This window comes from Streptomyces bluensis, from assembly GCF_014650715.1.
GTDB classification, from domain to species: Bacteria; Actinomycetota; Actinomycetes; order Streptomycetales; family Streptomycetaceae; genus Streptomyces; species Streptomyces bluensis.
Map to the genome: position 1 here is coordinate 269,847 of NZ_BMVM01000011.1, position 16,841 is coordinate 286,687.

19 protein-coding genes are annotated in these 16,841 nt (G+C 66.5%); 9 read left to right on the forward strand and 10 right to left on the reverse strand.

All coding sequences use genetic code 11. The annotated features are described in order from the left end of the window. Positions 1-3: 3 nt before the first annotated feature. The 4 genes from IE262_RS26305 to IE262_RS40760 form a co-directional block, all read right to left on the reverse strand. Positions 4-324 (reverse strand): hypothetical protein, encoded by a 321-nt coding sequence (locus IE262_RS26305; RefSeq protein WP_189877100.1) that lies wholly within the window; start codon positions 322-324, stop codon positions 4-6. A 72-nt stretch (positions 325-396) separates the two neighbouring features. After that, positions 397-3,945 (reverse strand): tetratricopeptide repeat protein, encoded by a 3,549-nt coding sequence (locus IE262_RS26310; protein ID WP_189877102.1) that lies wholly within the window; start codon positions 3,943-3,945, stop codon positions 397-399. Further along, positions 3,942-4,424, reverse strand: coding sequence for a hypothetical protein (locus IE262_RS26315; RefSeq protein ID WP_189877105.1), 483 nt, complete (start codon positions 4,422-4,424; stop codon positions 3,942-3,944). The genes IE262_RS26310 and IE262_RS26315 overlap by 4 nt, the downstream gene beginning before the upstream one ends. A 489-nt stretch (positions 4,425-4,913) precedes the next feature. Beyond that, positions 4,914-5,150 (reverse strand): DUF8825 domain-containing protein, encoded by a 237-nt coding sequence (locus tag IE262_RS40760; protein ID WP_229877485.1) that lies wholly within the window; start codon positions 5,148-5,150, stop codon positions 4,914-4,916. A 119-nt stretch (positions 5,151-5,269) separates the two neighbouring features. Here IE262_RS40760 and IE262_RS39685 point away from each other — a divergent pair, with 119 nt between their 5' ends. Beyond that, positions 5,270-5,647 carry an isochorismatase family protein gene (locus tag IE262_RS39685; RefSeq protein WP_229877486.1) on the forward strand — a complete coding sequence of 126 codons (378 nt, stop codon included), beginning with the start codon at positions 5,270-5,272 and terminating at the stop codon, positions 5,645-5,647. A 113-nt stretch (positions 5,648-5,760) separates the two neighbouring features. On the opposite strand, the gene IE262_RS39690 is transcribed toward IE262_RS39685, so the two are convergent. Beyond that, the gene (locus tag IE262_RS39690; RefSeq protein ID WP_229877487.1) at positions 5,761-6,027 is read right to left on the reverse strand and encodes a cysteine hydrolase family protein; all 267 of its coding nucleotides are present in this window, start codon (positions 6,025-6,027) and stop codon (positions 5,761-5,763) included. 157 nt (positions 6,028-6,184) lie between these two features. Between IE262_RS39690 and IE262_RS40245 the strand changes: the two genes are divergently transcribed. Further along, positions 6,185-6,310, forward strand: a complete 126-nt coding sequence (locus IE262_RS40245; RefSeq protein WP_268249581.1) for a hypothetical protein — start codon at positions 6,185-6,187, stop codon at positions 6,308-6,310. A 394-nt stretch (positions 6,311-6,704) separates the two neighbouring features. Further along, entirely contained in the window at positions 6,705-7,334 is a 630-nt protein-coding gene (locus IE262_RS26335) for a transposase (protein ID WP_229877488.1), read from the forward strand. Between the two features lie 176 nt (positions 7,335-7,510). On the opposite strand, the gene IE262_RS26340 is transcribed toward IE262_RS26335, so the two are convergent. The 5 genes from IE262_RS26340 to IE262_RS26360 form a co-directional block, all read right to left on the reverse strand. After that, positions 7,511-8,758 carry a pentapeptide repeat-containing protein gene (locus tag IE262_RS26340; RefSeq protein ID WP_189877107.1) on the reverse strand — a complete coding sequence of 416 codons (1,248 nt, stop codon included), beginning with the start codon at positions 8,756-8,758 and terminating at the stop codon, positions 7,511-7,513. A 569-nt stretch (positions 8,759-9,327) separates the two neighbouring features. Beyond that, positions 9,328-10,368, reverse strand: a complete 1,041-nt coding sequence (locus IE262_RS26345) for a hypothetical protein (protein WP_189877109.1) — start codon at positions 10,366-10,368, stop codon at positions 9,328-9,330. Between the two features lie 274 nt (positions 10,369-10,642). Then, a complete protein-coding gene (locus IE262_RS26350; protein WP_189877111.1) occupies positions 10,643-11,485 on the reverse strand; it encodes a hypothetical protein in 843 nt (280 codons plus the stop codon). Beyond that, the gene (locus IE262_RS26355) at positions 11,482-11,841 is read right to left on the reverse strand and encodes a PadR family transcriptional regulator (protein WP_189877113.1); all 360 of its coding nucleotides are present in this window, start codon (positions 11,839-11,841) and stop codon (positions 11,482-11,484) included. The genes IE262_RS26350 and IE262_RS26355 overlap by 4 nt, the downstream gene beginning before the upstream one ends. 181 nt (positions 11,842-12,022) lie before the next feature. Then, positions 12,023-12,460 carry a GFA family protein gene (locus IE262_RS26360; protein WP_189877115.1) on the reverse strand — a complete coding sequence of 146 codons (438 nt, stop codon included), beginning with the start codon at positions 12,458-12,460 and terminating at the stop codon, positions 12,023-12,025. A gap of 406 nt (positions 12,461-12,866) precedes the next feature. Here IE262_RS26360 and IE262_RS26365 point away from each other — a divergent pair, with 406 nt between their 5' ends. From IE262_RS26365 to IE262_RS26390, 6 genes are all read left to right on the forward strand, one after another. Then, positions 12,867-13,220 (forward strand): SPDY domain-containing protein, encoded by a 354-nt coding sequence (locus IE262_RS26365; protein WP_373305140.1) that lies wholly within the window; start codon positions 12,867-12,869, stop codon positions 13,218-13,220. A 123-nt stretch (positions 13,221-13,343) separates the two neighbouring features. After that, complete coding sequence (locus IE262_RS26370) at positions 13,344-13,628, forward strand: hypothetical protein (protein WP_189877117.1); 285 nt, start codon at positions 13,344-13,346, stop codon at positions 13,626-13,628. A 78-nt stretch (positions 13,629-13,706) separates the two neighbouring features. Then, complete coding sequence (locus tag IE262_RS26375) at positions 13,707-14,393, forward strand: SPDY domain-containing protein (protein ID WP_189877119.1); 687 nt, start codon at positions 13,707-13,709, stop codon at positions 14,391-14,393. Between the two features lie 101 nt (positions 14,394-14,494). After that, the gene (locus IE262_RS26380; protein WP_189877121.1) at positions 14,495-14,920 is read left to right on the forward strand and encodes a hypothetical protein; all 426 of its coding nucleotides are present in this window, start codon (positions 14,495-14,497) and stop codon (positions 14,918-14,920) included. A gap of 45 nt (positions 14,921-14,965) precedes the next feature. After that, positions 14,966-15,802: a hypothetical protein gene (locus IE262_RS26385; RefSeq protein WP_189877123.1), complete on the forward strand. Its 837-nt coding sequence runs from the start codon at positions 14,966-14,968 to the stop codon at positions 15,800-15,802. Between the two features lie 608 nt (positions 15,803-16,410). Beyond that, complete coding sequence (locus IE262_RS26390; protein ID WP_229877489.1) at positions 16,411-16,821, forward strand: reverse transcriptase family protein; 411 nt, start codon at positions 16,411-16,413, stop codon at positions 16,819-16,821. Positions 16,822-16,841: the final 20 nt, after the last annotated feature.

Genomic DNA, 16,841 nt, shown 5'->3' on the forward strand with positions numbered 1-16,841 from the left:
GCCCTAGTCCACGCCGCCGAACTCGAACCCGCCGATCAGGACCTGGCGGGCGCCACCCCGGTCAGCCGTGCCTCGCTCCAGGCCGAGCTCGCCAACGCCCAAGCCCGCAACACCCGGCTCGTCACGCGTATCCAGCAACTGGAGAAGCGCCTGTCCGAGGCACTGGGAGAGCAGGTCTGGCGCGAGTCCGGCCTGGGTGCCCCCGCCGACATCGACGAACTCCAACACAAGATCACCCGCCTGGAACAGCACAACGTCGACCTGACGGCCTCCTTGCAAGAGCGCGAGGCCGAGCTGGAAGCCGCCCGAGAAGCCAACCGCCACCTGACCCGGGCCCTCAACCAGCGCGAATGAACGAATCGAGCCACGGCGCTCCCGCGTGACACGCGGGGCGGTTCACATCCTGCCGTCCCATTTTTGTCGGATGGCCGTGGCTTCTTCGGCCGCAGTCAGTGCCTCATCCCGCCGTCCAACCTTTGACAGACAAACACTGAGGTTGTGCAGAGTATCTGCGAGTTCGGGTTCGTAGACAGAAGGTTGAGCTTTGGCTAGCCGCCGCCACACGGCTATGGCTTCTTCGGCCGCAGTCAGTGCCTCATCCCGCCGTCCCATCTCCACGAGGTAAATACTGAGGTTGTGGAGCGCAACGGCGAAGTCGGGTTCGTTGTCGGCAGGATTAGCCCTTGCCAGCCGTCGCCGGATGGTCACAGCTTCTTCGGTTGTCGTCAGTGCTTTGTCTAGCCGTCCCACATCCCATAGAAGAGCGCCCAGGTCGGTAAGCATGGAGGCGAGGCCAGGTTCATGGTAGGTGGGGTTGACCCTCGCCAGCGATCGCCACATGACGACGACTTCCTCGGCCATGGCCGCCGCCTCCTGCGTCCGACCCTCACGCTCCAGAGCAGCGCATTGGCCGGTCATGAAGCGGACCACGTCGAGTTCGATGCCGAGCCCACGCCGGCCGGTGATGTCGCCCAGCGGCCGAGTTTCGCCGGCGGCAGCTTGCCTTTCCTCCTCCAGCAAGGCCATCTCCGCCCAAGCGTTGCTTATATCCCTCGCCATGTCGGCTGGGCTGAGCTCCAGGGTCCCGGATTGGTCCTCGCCCAGCCGTCGCCGGATGGCGCTGGCTTCCTCGGCAGCGGCCAGCGCTTCCCGTTCTCGCCCTGTCTCGGCCAGAGAGTCGCTGAGGTCGGTCAGAGCCTCGGCAAGGTACCTCTCCGAGGTGTCGGGGTCGGCTCCCAGCCAGCGATGCATGGCGACGGCCTCCTCAGCCGCGTCCACAGCCTCCTCCAAGAACCCCATCTCCGGCAGGGAGTAACCGAGGTTCCTCAGAAGGTTGGCGAGTTGGAAGTCAGAGTCCGCGATGTCATGGCCCCGCCGCCGGATGCTGGCAGCTTCCTTGGCAGTGTTCAGAGCCTCTTCCAACCGCCCTGTCACCGCCAAGGCACTGCCAAGCTCGGTGAGCGCTCTAGCTAGGTCGGGTTCGTGGGCTTCGGGAATCTGGGAAGCCAGCCGTCGCAAGACGGTGACAGCTTCCTCAAATACGGCTAGCGCCTCGTCCAACCGCCTGAAATGCGCCAGGTGGTTACCGAGATCCATCAGCGATATGCCGAGATCGAGTTCGTAGGCTGCGGGAATCTGGGAAGCCAGCCGTCGTAACACGGTGACGGCTTCCTCAGATGCCGCCAGCGCCTCGCTGTGCCGCCCAACAGACTCCAGCTCCACGCTGAGGTTGGCCAGTGAAGAAGCAAGGGCAGGACTGTGGACGGCAGGGTGATCGTGGGCCAGTCGCCGCAGCAGTGTCACGGCTTCCTGCACCACAGCCAATGCTTCACCACGCCGAGAATTAGCACTGAGACTCGCGCCGAGGCTGATTAGCGATGTGGCGAGGGCGGGTTCGTTGTCGGCGGGGCTGGCCTTCGCTAGCGGCCGCAGGATGGATACGGCTTCTTCGCAGGCGGCCAAAGCTTCCCGGCTCCGCCCCGCCGCGCTCAATTCGGCGCCGAGGTTGTTCAGAGCGTGGGCGAAACCGATTGTGAGAACGGGCAGGTCGCGTGTTGCGATGCGCCAATGCCGACGATCCCGCTGCATCCGCAGCAAAAGCGCGACGACTTCTTCGCTGGCGGCCAGGGCTTCCTGCCTTCTCCCCACCTGCGACAGGCTTGCCCCGAGGGCGATCAAACACTGGGCGAGATATCCCTCATAGGCAGCAGGGTCGGATCGGGCGAGTGGTCGGCATAGTGCGACGGCCTGCTGGGAGGCGGTCAGTGCTTCCACGTAGCGTCCAGCGTGGGTGAGGCTGAAGCTGAGGTGGTAGTGGATGTTTACGCGTTCGGCTGGGTCGTCGGTATGGGCGAGACGGTGCTTGGCGAGGCGCGAAGCGACCGCAGCAATGCCGACGTCGAGGTCGGTGTGAAGACCGTCGGGGAAGTGGGACTCGATGGCTTCCAGGAGGCTGGGGTCAATGTCGTCCAGAGCGGCCAGTGCAGTCAGCGCGGCACTGCCAGCAGCGACGGCGAGCCGGGGATTGGCGCGCAGTAGGGGGTAGAGGTGCTGGGGGCCAAGGTGGGGCCAGCGTTCGATGGCCGTGGCCAGGAGGGTGACAGCCCGAGGGGTCCAGGAGGGCGGGATGCGGGTGTTGCGTCGGCGCTGCAGCCATCCAAAGCCCTGTCTGGCCTCCTGAAGCCGCGGATCGGTCAGCAGGGCGGTGGTGGTGGGGGCCGCCCAGGTTTGGGCGGGGTAGTCGGCCTGGTGTCCGGGGAGGGTGAGGGCGAGGAAGTCTTCGGCGAGGCGATCGGGGTACAGCGGTTCCAGAACCGTGGTGCGGGTGGGGTCGGCGGGCGGGTAGCAGACGGCGTGGTCCGCGAGGATCCGCTCCGGGGCGGGGCCGAGCCGCAGGGTCTTGAGGACTGCGGTACCCGTTGAGGATTCGAGAGAGCCGGTGAGAGCGGCGGTGAACACCGTCTGGTTCATCACCTGCGGCGGGGTGCGGTAGGTGCGCTCGCCGGGGCGGATTTCATGGGTTTCGTCGCCGTACAGGTGCACCCAGTGCAGATGTTCGCGGTCCAGGAGATAGATGGTCAGGCCCGCCATGTCGTCGGGCGGGCGGCGGCCTGTGGCGTGGGCGTCGACAGCGACCAATGCGGCGATGTGCACGGCCAAGGTGAGGCCAAAGTCCGGGCGCTCCAGCGACCCGGGCGGAGTGATGCCCGCCGGAGAGGTGAGGCCGTAGCGGACGGCGAAGCTGTCGCGGGCGGCGCGGAACATCTGTGCGCGTGGCCCGGCCTCTTGTGATGGCAGGGGGGAGAGTAACTGGGCGGAAGTTCCCGCTTGGTGGTTGGCCAAGGCGGCGCGTACCGCAGGCCACGAGTCGTCAGTGCGCCCCAGCAGCAGGATGCGTGTCCGTACTGTGGTCTGGTGCAGCAGGGCGTTGCTGAGCAGCCAGGTCAGATGGGTCAGGGGCCAACGGTCAGCGTAGTCGACGACCAGGAGCAGACCGCAAGCATCGTTAAGGCGCAGGTCCTGGCTGCCCGGCGGGGGCAGAACGGTGCCGGGGCCATGGGTGGCGTTGACCACCTTCCAACCCGCTGCGACTGACCGGGCCGCCAGCTGTGCAACAAGGCGGGTCTTGCCCTGCCCGCCCGGGCCAGACAGCCAGCGGACGGCCAGCCGGGGCCCCTCATCACGCCACCGGTGAAGCGCGGCGAGCTCCGCTTCACGGCCGGTGAAGGCGACCACCTCATGGCGGGCGTTGAGCATCCGGCTCGGCAGCTCCCGTAGCCACTGTGGATCGGTCTGCGGGGCGGGGCGCCAGTTCTCCAGCAGATACAACGGTGTCCCGTCGCCAAAGACATGGATGTCAGCACCGATCACTCCGTACGCGAAACCGCCCTCGGCACGCACCTCCTGCCGGAAGGCGGGCGATGCGTTGGCTCCGCCGGCGGTCACGGCTGTTCTCCGCCGCCTTCCTGCGGATCGGAGGAAGGCGAGGCAGGACGCATCTGGCCAGGGACCGCGTAGTAGTGGACGTTGACGCTGCTGTTGGGACCTACGGCACCGAAAGCGGTGCCGTAGTTGCGGGCGATGACGGTCTGCCGCAAGGACTCCTGAGTCTTGGGTAGCGCTGCCCGGACCTCGTCCACCAGCGCGTGCAGGTCCTCCGCAGCGTCGGGATACTGGCGCAGGAGGGCTGCCAGCCGCCGTCTCCACGCCTGGACCAGGTCCCGGCGCGCGCCATCGGCATCATCGTCCTGGACCACCAGGGCTGCATCCTCATCCAGCTGCGCCTCGATGGCCAAGTGCCGGCCGCTGCGGCGGAAGAGATTGGCCACGCTGGTGCGGGTGGTTTGCCAGGCATCGGTGGCCATCGCCGCCACCACGGTTGTCGCGCCGGTTAACGCCAGAGCCGTTGCCGTTTCCTCCAACACGGGTCCCCTCCTCAGGAATGCCAGGCCCAACATGATTCCCCCAGGATGAGCCGGAAAACCGAATCCATGTGGCCCTGCGGCGGCCAGATCACCGTCTGTGGAACACAACAGGGCGGCGAGAACCCAGCCGCCTCCCATAGGCCCGCGCGAGCTGCTGGCCCTGGCCCCGCTCGACGGTGCCCCCAGACGCTCGTCGACGTGCTCCGCATTGTCCATCTACCTCGTTCCACGCATGATGCCCGCCGTGGCCAAGCAGTCACGATCTACCCATCGCCTTCTGATCGCGCTGCCGGCCCCTCACCCGAATCAGCGATGGCACCACACATGTGGCACCGGCTACGGTAGGCGGGCCCGGTGCTGAGCTGCTCAGATACCGTCCTCATAGCCTCGCGCCACACGGTCTCCCCCAGAGAACTTCTGTCCGTCCGGCATGACCAGCATGATCAGGACGAATGGCTTCCTCGGGGTGGCGGTCACAGCGGCCTGCTCTTACACGGGCTCATTCTCCAGCGTCCGTGCCTGGCGGCGCAGTTCCATCCAGGCGGCTGGAGAGGACCGAGGGGCTGACCAATACCGGTGCCATACGACTCGGGAGGACAGAAGCAGAAGCCGTCGACGCAGAGCCGTGGTTCCCGCGGTGGGAGGCAACGTGGCGAGCGCCTCATACGTTCGGTACGAGTCACGCTGTGCCTGCAGTAGGTCATGGGGGTAGGGCGCGGACTCCATGACCCCATTCAAGCATGCGTTCGATTTGCGCCTCACCTCTCACGGAACCCCTGCGCCTACCTGTGTGACTGAGCGCTGCTGCTCGGGCACTCTCCGCTTCGGTTGGGGGGTCTCCGGGCATGACACGTAGCCGAGAGGCGAAGTCGGCCTGCTGGTCGGTCACGGAGGGCAGGCTCGTCTCAGTCACGGGCCAGCCGACCGGGGGATGTATGCGGACCGACTCCAAGATCCACGCCTGGTGGATCGAACCCCGGGAGTATGCGCGGCAAGAGGAGAGGCGCGGCAGGCGGCACGCGTACGAGAGCGTCGACCCGGTGCGCGCTGCGCTGATCATGATCGACATGGTGTCCTTCTTCGTCGAGGCGAATCCGTACGTCCGCGGCGTCGTGCCCAACATCAACCGCATAGCTGATGCACTGCGCACAGATGGAGGCCCGGTCGCCTGGGTGCTGCCAGCTAACGAGGCACCGCTCGGGGGTGTGAGCAGCGATTTCTAGGGACCGACAGTCAGCGAGACGTTCGCGGCGACAGGAGGCGAAGGTTCACTGCGCTCGCGCCTGTGGCACGCCCTCGACGCCCGACAAGGCGACCTCGTGGTGGAGAAGACCGCCTACAGCGCATTCTTCCCCGGACGCTCGCCGCTACCGGGGCTGCTGGCGGAGCGCCGTATCGTGAGTGTGCCCGTGATGAGGACGGTGTTGTCGCCGAATGACCGGTAGATCGTGTGCAGCGCAGCGTTGTGGTCCTGGTCGCGCCGGGCCGCATTGGCGTCGGCGACCATCAGCACGCGCTGGCCCGTGGTGGCCGCGTCCCGGGCTGAGGATTCGCAGCGGACGTACGGACTACGGACGAGGTGCTGGGCTTGATCGGACGGCACCTGAACTGACTCGTCGGACCGCAGGGGTGCCGTGATTCGCCGTCGCCTCCATCTCAGCCGCTGCGAGGGCCGGGAAACGGCCGTAATGCAGCTACTGGTGGAGCGGGTTGGGGGCGAGGGTTACGGTCATCCGCGGCGCGGCTGACTCGCGGAAGCTGTGCCCGACAGGCTCCAGGCCGCTCTGCTCATTGAAACCGAACGCGAAGGTTGGCTCGGCGAGCTTGAAGGCTTGCAAAGCAGCCTGGCCCACGCCAAGGAGAAGCTCGCCCAACTCGATGCGTAGATCTCTCGGCAGCAGCAGTCCGTCGACCTGGGATTTCCCACCTTCCGAGAGATTGTTGCTCGTACCACGGCGGTGGCCACACTGCCGGAGCCTTCGTGACCTGGACGGTTGTCCTCCGGCGTTGACTCAAGGACGCTGACACCGAACGAAGGCCAGAACGCGGCTCATCAGGCAAACCTCATGCGCGCTGATGAACTGCACCACCACGTCCTAGCCGACGGGGCGCGCTCCAGTTAACCCTGGGTATTCAGCGATATTGGGTGATCTGGCGCCCCGATAGCAGAAAGGTGCCGTTGACCTGCGAGGATGCGAGTGTCTAGGTCGTATCCGCTGCAGAGAGCAAGGCACCTTTCTGGTGGTCGAGAGTACAGGGTGGGACCGTCGGCTGTTCGTCGTGGCTGACGGGAAGGGGCTGGTCGGGCATGCCGGGGCGGTGCTGCTGCGGCGGTGCACGGACCGCACGGGACTGACGAGTGTGCTGGCCGGTGTGCTGCCGTTCAGCACAGCAACCGGCTGGCGGGAACGCGCCGGGGTACTGGTGCACCTCGCGGTCGCGATCGTACTGGGGCGGCGAACTTCTCGGAGGCTGAGCAAGACCGGCTGGCGCTACTGCATCACCGCGACCAACGTTCGCCACATGTGGGGTGTCGCCGGCTCGGGCCACGCCCAGTTCCTGGACGTGCTGCACCGCTCCCATGCGTCCGTGGAAGACCGGGTCCGCACCAACAAGGCGATGGGGCCGGACAACCTGCCCTCGCAATCGTGGGAGGTCAACCGCGGCTGGATACTCGCCGCGAACATCGCCGCTGATCTCGACGCGTGGCTGCGACTGCTGTCCCTGCACGACATCGATGACCTGGCCGACGCCGAGCCGGACACCATGCGCTTCCGCCTCTACCACCTGCCCGCCCGCCTCGACGACCACGCCCGCCGCTGCTACCTGCGCATCGAGCGGACCTGGCCCTGGGCCACCGCGTTCACCACCTGCTGGCACCGCCTGACCGCCCTGCCCGCCATCGCCTGACGCCCAGACCAACAGCCCGACGAGACAAGGAAAGGAGCGACCTGCACGACCTCCGGGTGCCGTGGAACCCCGGCGCAGCCGCAGCGACAAGCGAAGGCCCCCGCCCGCGATCACGCGGAACAAACAGGGCGAACCGGCGACCCGGCCATGCACTCACGACCGCTGACGAATCGAGGTTAACGTCTCTCTGGCTGAGTCAAACTCGCACAATACTCCATATCCTTGGCTGAAATTTCTGGAGCCTTAAACCACGACTCCTCAACCCCTTTGAGGTTCGCCCCCTCGAAGTTCGTGCCACGCACTTTCAGCCCAAACCCCAATCGCGCGCCACCGAAGTCGGCGCTCAACGGCCTAGAACAAGACAAATCGGAAGATGCGAGAACACTGTTCCTGAAATCGGCCCCCCACAAAAAGACATCCCTCATTTTTACATCCGAAAGCCAGGCGTTTGAGAAATTAGCATAAGCGAGTGTTGAGCCACTGATGTCTGCCCCCTCAAGGACGGCGGCGCTGAAGTTGACAGAAGTCTTGGTCTTGGGATCCTCAAAGGGTGCATCGATCTCGGACGCCTGCATTGTGACTTGCTGCAGATTGGCTCGACCCATGCGCGCTCCGCTAAAATCTGCGCCATCCAACTGAGCAGCCGTGAAATTTGCCCGCTCGAGATGTGCGCCCCGCAGGTCTACAGCCCGCAAATCTAGAACGAAACCTTCTGGGTCGTTTTTCACGTCTCGGCGGCCAATAACAGTTGCCGCTGCTTGCACATCAGTAGCCGGACGACGCTTAGGATCAGGCATATCTCCGCGCCCGTCCGCAATCTTAGGAACCGAGGGTCGCTGAGACATCGTTAACTGACGAGGTGCAGGAGCATGCTCTCGAATAAAGGCCGACAGAACCTCCATGATGGCACCTTGGTCTCTTGGCGAGTCCTGCGCGATGCGCTCCAGCGCATAAATCCCACCAAGGCGCACATCGAGCTTCTCGTCACCAAGTTGACCTACCGCTGACGTGAAACGGTCAGTCACTTGGCCCTGTTCAGTGATTTCAACCGTATCGCGTGTCGCCTGTGTCGCTTGTGCTGTATAGACGAGCGCTCCCAGGGCCGCGAGCGAAGCAATACCCGTCACGGTTGTCTGAGCCCACTGAGCCGCCGCTTGCCCGCGCAAGCTTCCGGATCCGGCTGCCGAATGGTTCGGCGTCGAACTGGGAGGATCCGTAGGCAACGAGGACGTCGGTGGATCTGCTTGCGAATTCGGATTCTCATCCTCTGCAGGTGTATCGTCGGCCTGCTGTCGGGCTTGGTCGTCTACGGAAGGTACATTCTGGTTCTGACCTGTTCCGCCAATAGATGCCTCGTCGGACTGCTGACCGGATGCTTGTTCAGGTGTACGGGCCGTCGGAAGGTTCGGGTCCGCAGTCTCCATAGGTGCCTCCTCGGCGCGTTGGAAGAATGCTCGATCAGTTGGCGAAATGATCGCTGCACAGGATACAGAAGCTCGTCATCCACCATGGCTTCATCGCTCGCACACGGGACCTGCAGCCCTGCCTGACACGCTGTCGTGCCGTGTGTTACGACATGGCACTCCGTCAGGAACCGCGGGCCCGTGGGGTTGACGCCCGTGACCTGAGTACGGGGACAGCCTCGTAGTTCGGAGAAAGCGCGGGCAAGAGCCGCGGTGGAGGGTCGGGCCAGGTGGAATACCAGGTCGGTTCCCCTCCGGAGTCGGTCCAGGTCAATTTTTCCCGGCGGAACCCGACCCACGCCACCGCCGGGCCGCCGGCGATGAGCGTGCAGCGCTTACAAGAACAGAGTTCCCTGTCAAGTCTTTGTGTTTAGGTCCAAGTTCTCGTTGTAGGTGACCTCTGGAGTGGGTCAGCCGCCGCGCCACTCGGGAGGATGGATGCCCTGCTTTCCTTTAACGCGTGACTCATCCCGTTTAAGGAAGGCAGGGCAGGGCCAGGTTGGTTCGGAGGGGGCCGGCCGTGCGGCATCCTAATCGAAGATGCCGAGCACGCGTCCGCGGATCTTGCGTTGCTCGAGCTTGAGGTGTGACAGGCGAAGTTCACCGATGGCAGTCGTTCTGGCGAGTTTGCGGGTCTCCCAGAACGTCTTCATCCACTCCGGATGGGTGACTTCCCAGAGATAGATGGCGAGGTTTTCCCGGAGGAGTTTGGTGAGCTTCTTGCCGTTGAGGATGCGTTCGCGGACGTCGATGTTCTGGCGGGGGCCGAGGCACTGGACGGCGGTGAGGAGGTCCTCGCTGTCCAGATGGTCCGGCGGGATCTCTCCGGCCTCTTGGAGGGCGCCTGCGAGCTCTCGGACCTGCTGGGGTGCGGGAAGGACCTTGGCGGAGTGGAGGGCCAGCATGGCGGCCACTGAGTCGGTGTTGGTGGGACGCATGACACGGCCTTCGAAACGGACCCGCTGCGCCCATTCGACGGCTTCGATCTGCCGTTGCTGTCCGGTGAGCTCGGCGATGTTCTCGTCCGCCAGGGCGGCGGCGCCGGCGGGCGTGCCAGGGCGGGTGTTGCCGTGGTAGTGAGTCCAGGAGGGGTTTCCTGCGCCCCAGGACAGCGCACGCGTGGTGATCATAGTCTGCCAGAGGCGGGCAACGAGCAGGGCGTCCTCGCGCGGGTCGTTGTCGCCGCGCTCGGGAGACATGCCGTGCATGCCGCCGCCCGGCCGCAGTCCGGGGGCGGAAGACGGCTGGTCCGGCTTGGCGCGCGGGTCGCGGAGGTTGGCCTTGGCCAGCGCGGCCAGGCCGCAGCCGGTGGGGTAGCGCTTGCCGCGGATGCGATGGGCGAAGGCGAGCGTGTCGACGGTCCGCTTGAGCAGGGAGTCCGGGACTTCGGTGACCATGGCGGCCGCGCGGAGGTCGGCGGTGAGGATGCCGTGGCCGATGACGAGCTGCTTTCCGCGCAGGGCATTGATCAGGCGGCTGGCGGGGCGGGGTCCTTCGATCAGCTCCTGTCCAGTGACGCGGAGTTCGGCCCCGTTCCATTCGGCGTGGACGAGCCCGGCTCGGCCGATCACCCACCCCTCCGGCGGTGCGGGGGCAACCCCGCGTCCGTGAGCACGAGAGCCGCGATCGAAGTCGACGTCGCAGAAAGTCAGTGCCAGTGGGCGCGACCGTACCTGTCCCTGCCGATGCTGGCGGCGGCGCCGTGATGCCTTGCCCAAGGAGTGCCCCTTTCCTCCAGAAGATGTGACGCAGTGCGGTCGCATCGTGACAGTAGCCACTGACAGTGCTGTCTGACCTGGGGGAACGTCTCAGAGGCCCCGCGTCGGGGCCCCCGTCTTCGACGGATCAGCGCCGCGGACGGCGGCGGGGCCTGACCACGAAGGCGCAGCCGCCGAAGGTGATGTCAACGACACGCACCAACTCGTCACGGCCTCGGTTCGTGTCCGTGATGTGCAGTACCCCTCCCTGGGCGAGTGCTCGCCTGATCGGCCTGACCGATCCGGAGGGAACCCTGACGACCCCGAGGGACCAGTCCTCCCGCCGCAACGAGGCGGCCATCATGCGGGAATCCAGCCTTCGCAAGGTCCTCGTGGAGAAGGGATAGGTCAGCGAGATCAACAGGGGAATCGCTATGCCGACCACGATGAAGCCGGTGATTCCGGTGGCCTGTGCGGCGCCCGAGACCATCCAGAGTGCGAGCCCGAGAATGCCCAGGGCGGAGTTCCGCTGCCGCCGGCGGCGGGCTGCAGTGGACCCCCAGCGCCGCCGGTCGGGATAGTAGCGATCGCCGCGGTAGTAGCCGCCCGATCGCCGGATCCGAGCGCGACGGAAGTAGGCGCGAACGAGTTGACCTGCCCGGTTCCGTTGCTCTCTCAGGGCATCCGTCGACGCGGCCGTGGCGCCCGAGGTGTCCGACGATCCGGCGCGGGGACGATGGATGGCCCTCAGGGTCCAGGTGGAGCGCAGGGCGATCCAGGACGCGAAGAACACCTTCAGCAGTTTCCCGGGCCGTTCATCCAGAAGAGCGGTCCACTCGGCCTCGTAGCGCTCGGCGGCCTCAGGATTCCGTAGCTGGCGTGCGGCGAACCGCAGGATCCGGCGCGCGAGCCAGGGTGAGACCTCGGTGAACTCCCCGATGGCCAGGCTGAGAGCGGTGGGGATGAGCAGGTTGGTTAAAGCCTCGTTCACCAGGCGCCCGCCCATCGGGTCAGGACGCCTAACGCCAGCTTGGGGCGGGACGGTGGCGCGCCCGCCGGAGTCGGCAGCTGGCCGCGGCGTTCGATAACGACGCTGCGGGCCTGCTCGGCGCCGGTCGGGGTCAGGAAGTAGAAGCGGCGGCGGGGACGGCCCTCGGTGGGGTTTTCCGTCTCCCAGTGGCTGTCGAGCCAGCCCGCCTCCTCGAGGCGGGCCAGGATCGGATAGATGGAGCCGGTCGGTTTGCCGGCGGCCTTGGCGACCGCGAAGCCGTGGAGCTCTTCGCGGGACACCAGGAACGCTTCGAGAACGTCGAGCGTGGCCGACGTGATGCGAAATGGGGTCCTCACATCCCTAACTCTATATATGAAGAAGAAGCCTCGGGGTGGAACACGAGAGTCCTCAAGTGAAGGTTGGGGGAAGGGAGTTGATCTGCTGCTGGCGCTGTGATGCGGGGCTGCCGGTGTCGTCTGGGATGCCGACCGGGACCATCGAGGGTGGCGGTGAAGTCGCCGACCAGCGGACGGGCGGTCAACCGGCTGCGCTGCGCTCAGTCTCCGGCATCGGGGGCAGCCAGTGCACGGCGTTGTCGCGGAAGGACGCGTGGATGGGGACAAGGTCTGTGCCGCTGGTGTCGTCAAGGGCGGTGACGTTGATGCCGATCTCCGGGGTGTTGCTGTCGATCGCCGCGACGCGGCTGCCGCAAGTCGGGCAGAAGCCGCGCTTCGCCTCGCCTTCGAAGGTCTCGTACCAGGTCGGCTCGCTCTCGCCGGTCCAGGCGACCGTGGCGAAGCCCACCCACCACATCACGGGGGTGCCGCCGAGCTTCTGGCAATGCTCGCAGGCACAGGTGTGGGGGAAGACAGCCGGACCCCGGGTGGTGAAGCGGATGCGGCCGCACAGGCAGCCGCCGGTACGGCCCTCAGCAGCTTCGGCTCCCTGAGCGTCGGCCGCAGCTGTGGCGTTCATCAGGTGATCTCCCAGGCGCGATGGGCAAGTTGGGCCCATCAGTGTGCCATCCCTTCCATGATCGCCAAGACGCTGTTTGGCGGCTCTGGCGTGGCCCCGGCCGCGTGCGCCAATTGCGGAGGCGTCACGGGCCGGGCGACAAGGTGGGCTGGCCGGCCAGGAAGCGGTCCATGGCCGTACGGATGCGGGAACGTTCGTCCTCGTGCTGCTAATTCATGCGATGGCCTCCTCGACGGCGGTCGCCCAGAGGCTGGGGCACGAGGCTGCCTACCGGTGCGGATCGCCCGTTGATTCGCCAGTTCGCCTGCGGCAGACGGGAAAGATCGCGGAAAGACTGGCCAACGCTTCGGGGGCATGTCAACGTAGACGCCTTCCCGGAAAATACCAGGTCAGAGAGGTGATGCCGGTGGCCGTTCAGGTTGCCCAGCCCGGATTCGCCACGACCGTCGAGGCCCTGCGGCTGCGCTCCTGGAAAATCGGTCCAGGCCAGCCGACGCTGGTAACCGATCAGTTCACCGACGCTGACTTCAAGCTGGTCGTGGACGACCGCGCCGATGTCCATGTGAACAGCAAGGACGGCAGGTTCTACCTCGGCTGGTTCCCGATGGGGCGTCCTGGCACCGACGGTGAGGGGTGGGTGATCGCAGTCACCGGCACCGCGAAGACCCGCGGGTATCGGATGTCGTTCGACACAGAGACCCCGGCGGACATCGTTGCTGCCGCCGTGGCCCAGGTCTTGGCCACCGCCCAGCGCCTGTGATTGGCATGGCGGCCGACAGGTGCACCACTGGGTCGTACAACACCGCATGCCCTGCTCAGCTTGACTCCAGCACACCGTGTCCGCTACCGCGAGGAGAACGCTGTGGATCCGTACCTTCCCGAGATGACCGTCGGCGACCTCATCAGCCTTCTGTCTGCCTGCGACGGTGAAGCGCCGGCCCGGCTCGCCATCAACCCGTTCTTTCCCATGGCCCACCGTATCGGCGGGGTGATCGCTTCGCAGGACGAGAACGGCAACCCGCTGGTCTTCATTGCCGAAGCCAAGGACGCCGAACAGATCGGCCACCTGCAGCCGAACGTCGCCGTCCAGCTCACCTGGCACGAGCCAGCCGAGGCTCCCGCACGCCGTCGGCGCACGGCGACGCCGCCGAGCGACGGCGGCAGCTGAAACACCCACGACCTTTCGGAGGCGCCCCTGCACCCGCACCACCCCTACGACCCTACCCACCCTGACTCGCCGGACCCGGTGTACTGGGTCACCCCGCGCCATCTGGCCGGTGACGACGGCGCTCTCGCCGAGCGGATCGGCGACCTGTTGACCGGTATGGGCTGGCGCCTGTGGCCCACCTCCCGGCAGACCCTGCTGTACGTGAGTCCGGATGAGCTGCGCGGAGCCGAGTGGATCCTCGCCAGCTACCCCTTCGAACTCGGCGGCCTGCCTGTGGCCTGGCAACTGTCCGCTCGCCCGCACTCCGCCAGCGCCCTGACCGAGTGGAACGCCTACTTCACCACCGGCGTCCCCCACGAGGCACTCGCCGACCTCCTCATTGCGCTCGACACCCGCGATGTGCCCGACATGGGTTTCGGCGAGCCGGAGGCGGTCTTGGCCGCACTCGTCGCCCAGGGCTGGATGAGGGACGTGGACCGCCCCACGACCACCGCCACGGACCCCGGCTTCGCCTCCAGCGTGTCGCTGGAGGAACTGCCCCCGCTCATCCAGGACGCCGACCCGCGCCCCGACCTGGTGGGCTGGCAGGCATGGGCGGAACTCGTCCTCGGCGCCCCGTACCTGTGGTGCGCCAGCTTCAGCGCCAGCGTCCCGCACGACCTGGTCGCGGTCTTCGCCGCCTCGCTCGCTTCCCCGGTCCCTGTGCCCCGGCGCACCCTGCCCGAAGGCGGGCAGGAGCGGCTCACCGTCGTGCGCCGCGACTGACGACACCTCCCCACGCCGACCGTGCGCCTGTAGCCGGGGCGGTCGCTCCCTATGGAAAGGACATCGACCTGTCGGTTTCACCCCTGTCCGCGGGCCGACTCGTGCTCGCCGACGCCATCACGGCGGCCGGGCCGGGTCGGCACTACTTGCACGTCGTGCGGCCGCTGGTCGCGCGGGAAGCGCTCGCGGAAGTCCTTTATCTGGGCGGCAACCGGCTCGCTCTCGGTCCGGTGAGCGCGGAGCGCTTCGACCGCCTGACCCGCTTGGTGGACCGGGCCGTGACGGATGCGAGCAACCGGTGCGGATCGTCGGTCCTGTCGTTGGTGTCCGACTCACCCACCGGATCGGGCCTGGTCCGGACGGTGACCCGCTACATCATCGAAGACAGGCAGTGCACCGAGGCCGGAGCGCTGAACGAGCGCGAGTACGGCGCCTGCGCGGTCGCACTCGCTCGCGCCGAGGCCGATAGAGCTGCCGAGGACGCCCGCATGCTCGCGACCCTGCCCAGCCGTTTCGACGCCCTCTGACGGCCCATCTCGTCACCCACCCAATGCCCATCCTTGGAGCTCTGTTTGACCCTGTACCTGCTCCGGCTCTCCATCTCTCCCACGAACGGGACCGCGCACCACGGTGTCGTTATCGGCACCGAGCCACTGACCGTGTGCGCCACACACTCAACTGATCTCGCGCCGATTGCGGAGAACACGGCGCACTCCCTGTGCCAGGGCTGTACACGCGCCTGGCTCATCCTCACCACTCAGCCGCACCCCGGCGGCGAGCCGGATCTCCGGCCCGCTGTCGGCACCGGCAAGAGCGCCACCGCTCATCGGCCAATACCGGGCTATCTGATGGGCTATTGCGGCAAGCCGCTCGACGTGCGCCCGACTTCAGCCCGGCGAGTGTGCGCGAACTGCACGGTTCTCGCGGCGGCCCTGGACCGCTTCCACCGCCTGGCGGGCGAGGTGAGTGTTTCCTCTGATGGATCCTGCCCGCGCAACGAGGACGTCCTGTGGGCACCCAACGGCCGCAGCAATCTCGTCACCGGGCACCGCCATCACGCCGCCTCCGGCAACGGTCTGTGCGGCACGCCGCTGTCCGGCCCGAACCCCGACGCCACTAACGAATGCGCCCCCTGCCGCCGCGCGTGGAGGAGCGAGCGCGACCGGAGGGCCACCGCCCTTCCCCGGATGAGGTCGCGCGCCCGCTGGTGGCACCAACGCCGGGAAGTGGATACCTTCCACGGCCGCGCTGCGGACCTCAACTTCGGCGACTCCTATACGTTGTCCGGCTGCCCGGACCAGCACCACGTCCTGACCATGAGCCACCCCCCGTTATGTTCTTCGCGGTCCTGCAAGAGGGCCGCTGGCTTCCGGGCCCGGCATGACTTTTGCCCCCTGTCGAACGGATGACCTGGGGGGTGGTGTCAGTGCGCCGTGAGGCGCTGCAATTCGTGCGGAGGTGAGAGACCGTCGCCGTCGTCCCTGTCGCAGCAGGGTGATGAAGCTGGGGGCAGCCTGATCCGGGAGGTGCCGGTGAGGGTGAGAGCGGCCCTGACAAAGCCGGGACGGGCCAGAACTGCCAGATGGCCTGGGTTCGGCGAGCGTGATGGAGAGGAGTACGAGAGGAACCAGCGTTTACGTCTCTCAACCCCCCGCCGGCTCAAACCTGTGCAGATATGGGCCGGGTGCGGTGCGTCTTCGAACCGGGTGACTGGAGCGGGGAACTCCTGGGCGGGCTTTGACATGCCCGTCGGGAGGCCACGGTGAAGTGCTGCGGGGTAGCCGTGGCGATGCCGCAGGGACAGAGCTGGGCTCCTACTCCGTCGAGCGAATTGCAGTGAACACGGGAACCGTTCCGGCTCACGCCCGCTGCCAGGGATCCGCCCTGGTGGACGGGCTGGGTCCATCGTCGGCCGATCGGGCCGGGGCGGGGCGGAGCCGCTGTAGTACTCCGAGCGCACGAGAGGTGCGCACATGGGGAAGGGCGGCAGCGGTATCGAGAAGGGAAGGAGGCTGTAATGCCGAAAGATGCACCGATGAACGGCGGTGCTCCGCCTGTCGAGGACCCGGAAGAGTCCGGCGGGAGGGTATCGGGGATGCAGGCCAAGCTTCACCGTTGGGCGGCGGCCGACCCTGGCCGCAGGTTCGACGACCTGTTCAACTTCGTGCACGACCCGACGACGCTGCGTTATGCGTTCTACCGGGTCGCAGGTAACAAGGGGGCTCGGACTGCGGGCATGGACGGCGTTACCGTCGCTCATGTCGAAGAGCAGGTCGGTGTCCTCCGGTTCCTGGACGACTTGCGGACCAGTCTCAAGGATGGTTCCTTTCGGCCTCAGCCGGTACGGGAACGCAAGATCCCCAAGCCGGGTGGTTCCGGAAAGGTCCGCAGCCTAGGTGTTCTGTCCACGGAGGTTGGGGACGGGTGACGGCGATCACTGACGTGTGA

Excerpts from the sequence above, each read along its gene's own strand:
- IE262_RS26390 (WP_229877489.1), top strand. The coding sequence starts at position 16,411 with ATGCCGAAAGATGCACCGATGAACGGCGGTGCTCCGCCTGTCGAGGAC.
- IE262_RS26360 (WP_189877115.1), bottom strand. The coding sequence starts at position 12,460 with ATGAACGCCACAGCTGCGGCCGACGCTCAGGGAGCCGAAGCTGCTGAG.
- IE262_RS26370 (WP_189877117.1), top strand. The coding sequence starts at position 13,344 with ATGACCGTCGGCGACCTCATCAGCCTTCTGTCTGCCTGCGACGGTGAA.
- IE262_RS39685 (WP_229877486.1), top strand. The coding sequence starts at position 5,270 with ATGACACGTAGCCGAGAGGCGAAGTCGGCCTGCTGGTCGGTCACGGAG.
- IE262_RS26340 (WP_189877107.1), bottom strand. The coding sequence starts at position 8,758 with ATGGAGACTGCGGACCCGAACCTTCCGACGGCCCGTACACCTGAACAA.
- IE262_RS40760 (WP_229877485.1), bottom strand. The coding sequence starts at position 5,150 with ATGGAGTCCGCGCCCTACCCCCATGACCTACTGCAGGCACAGCGTGAC.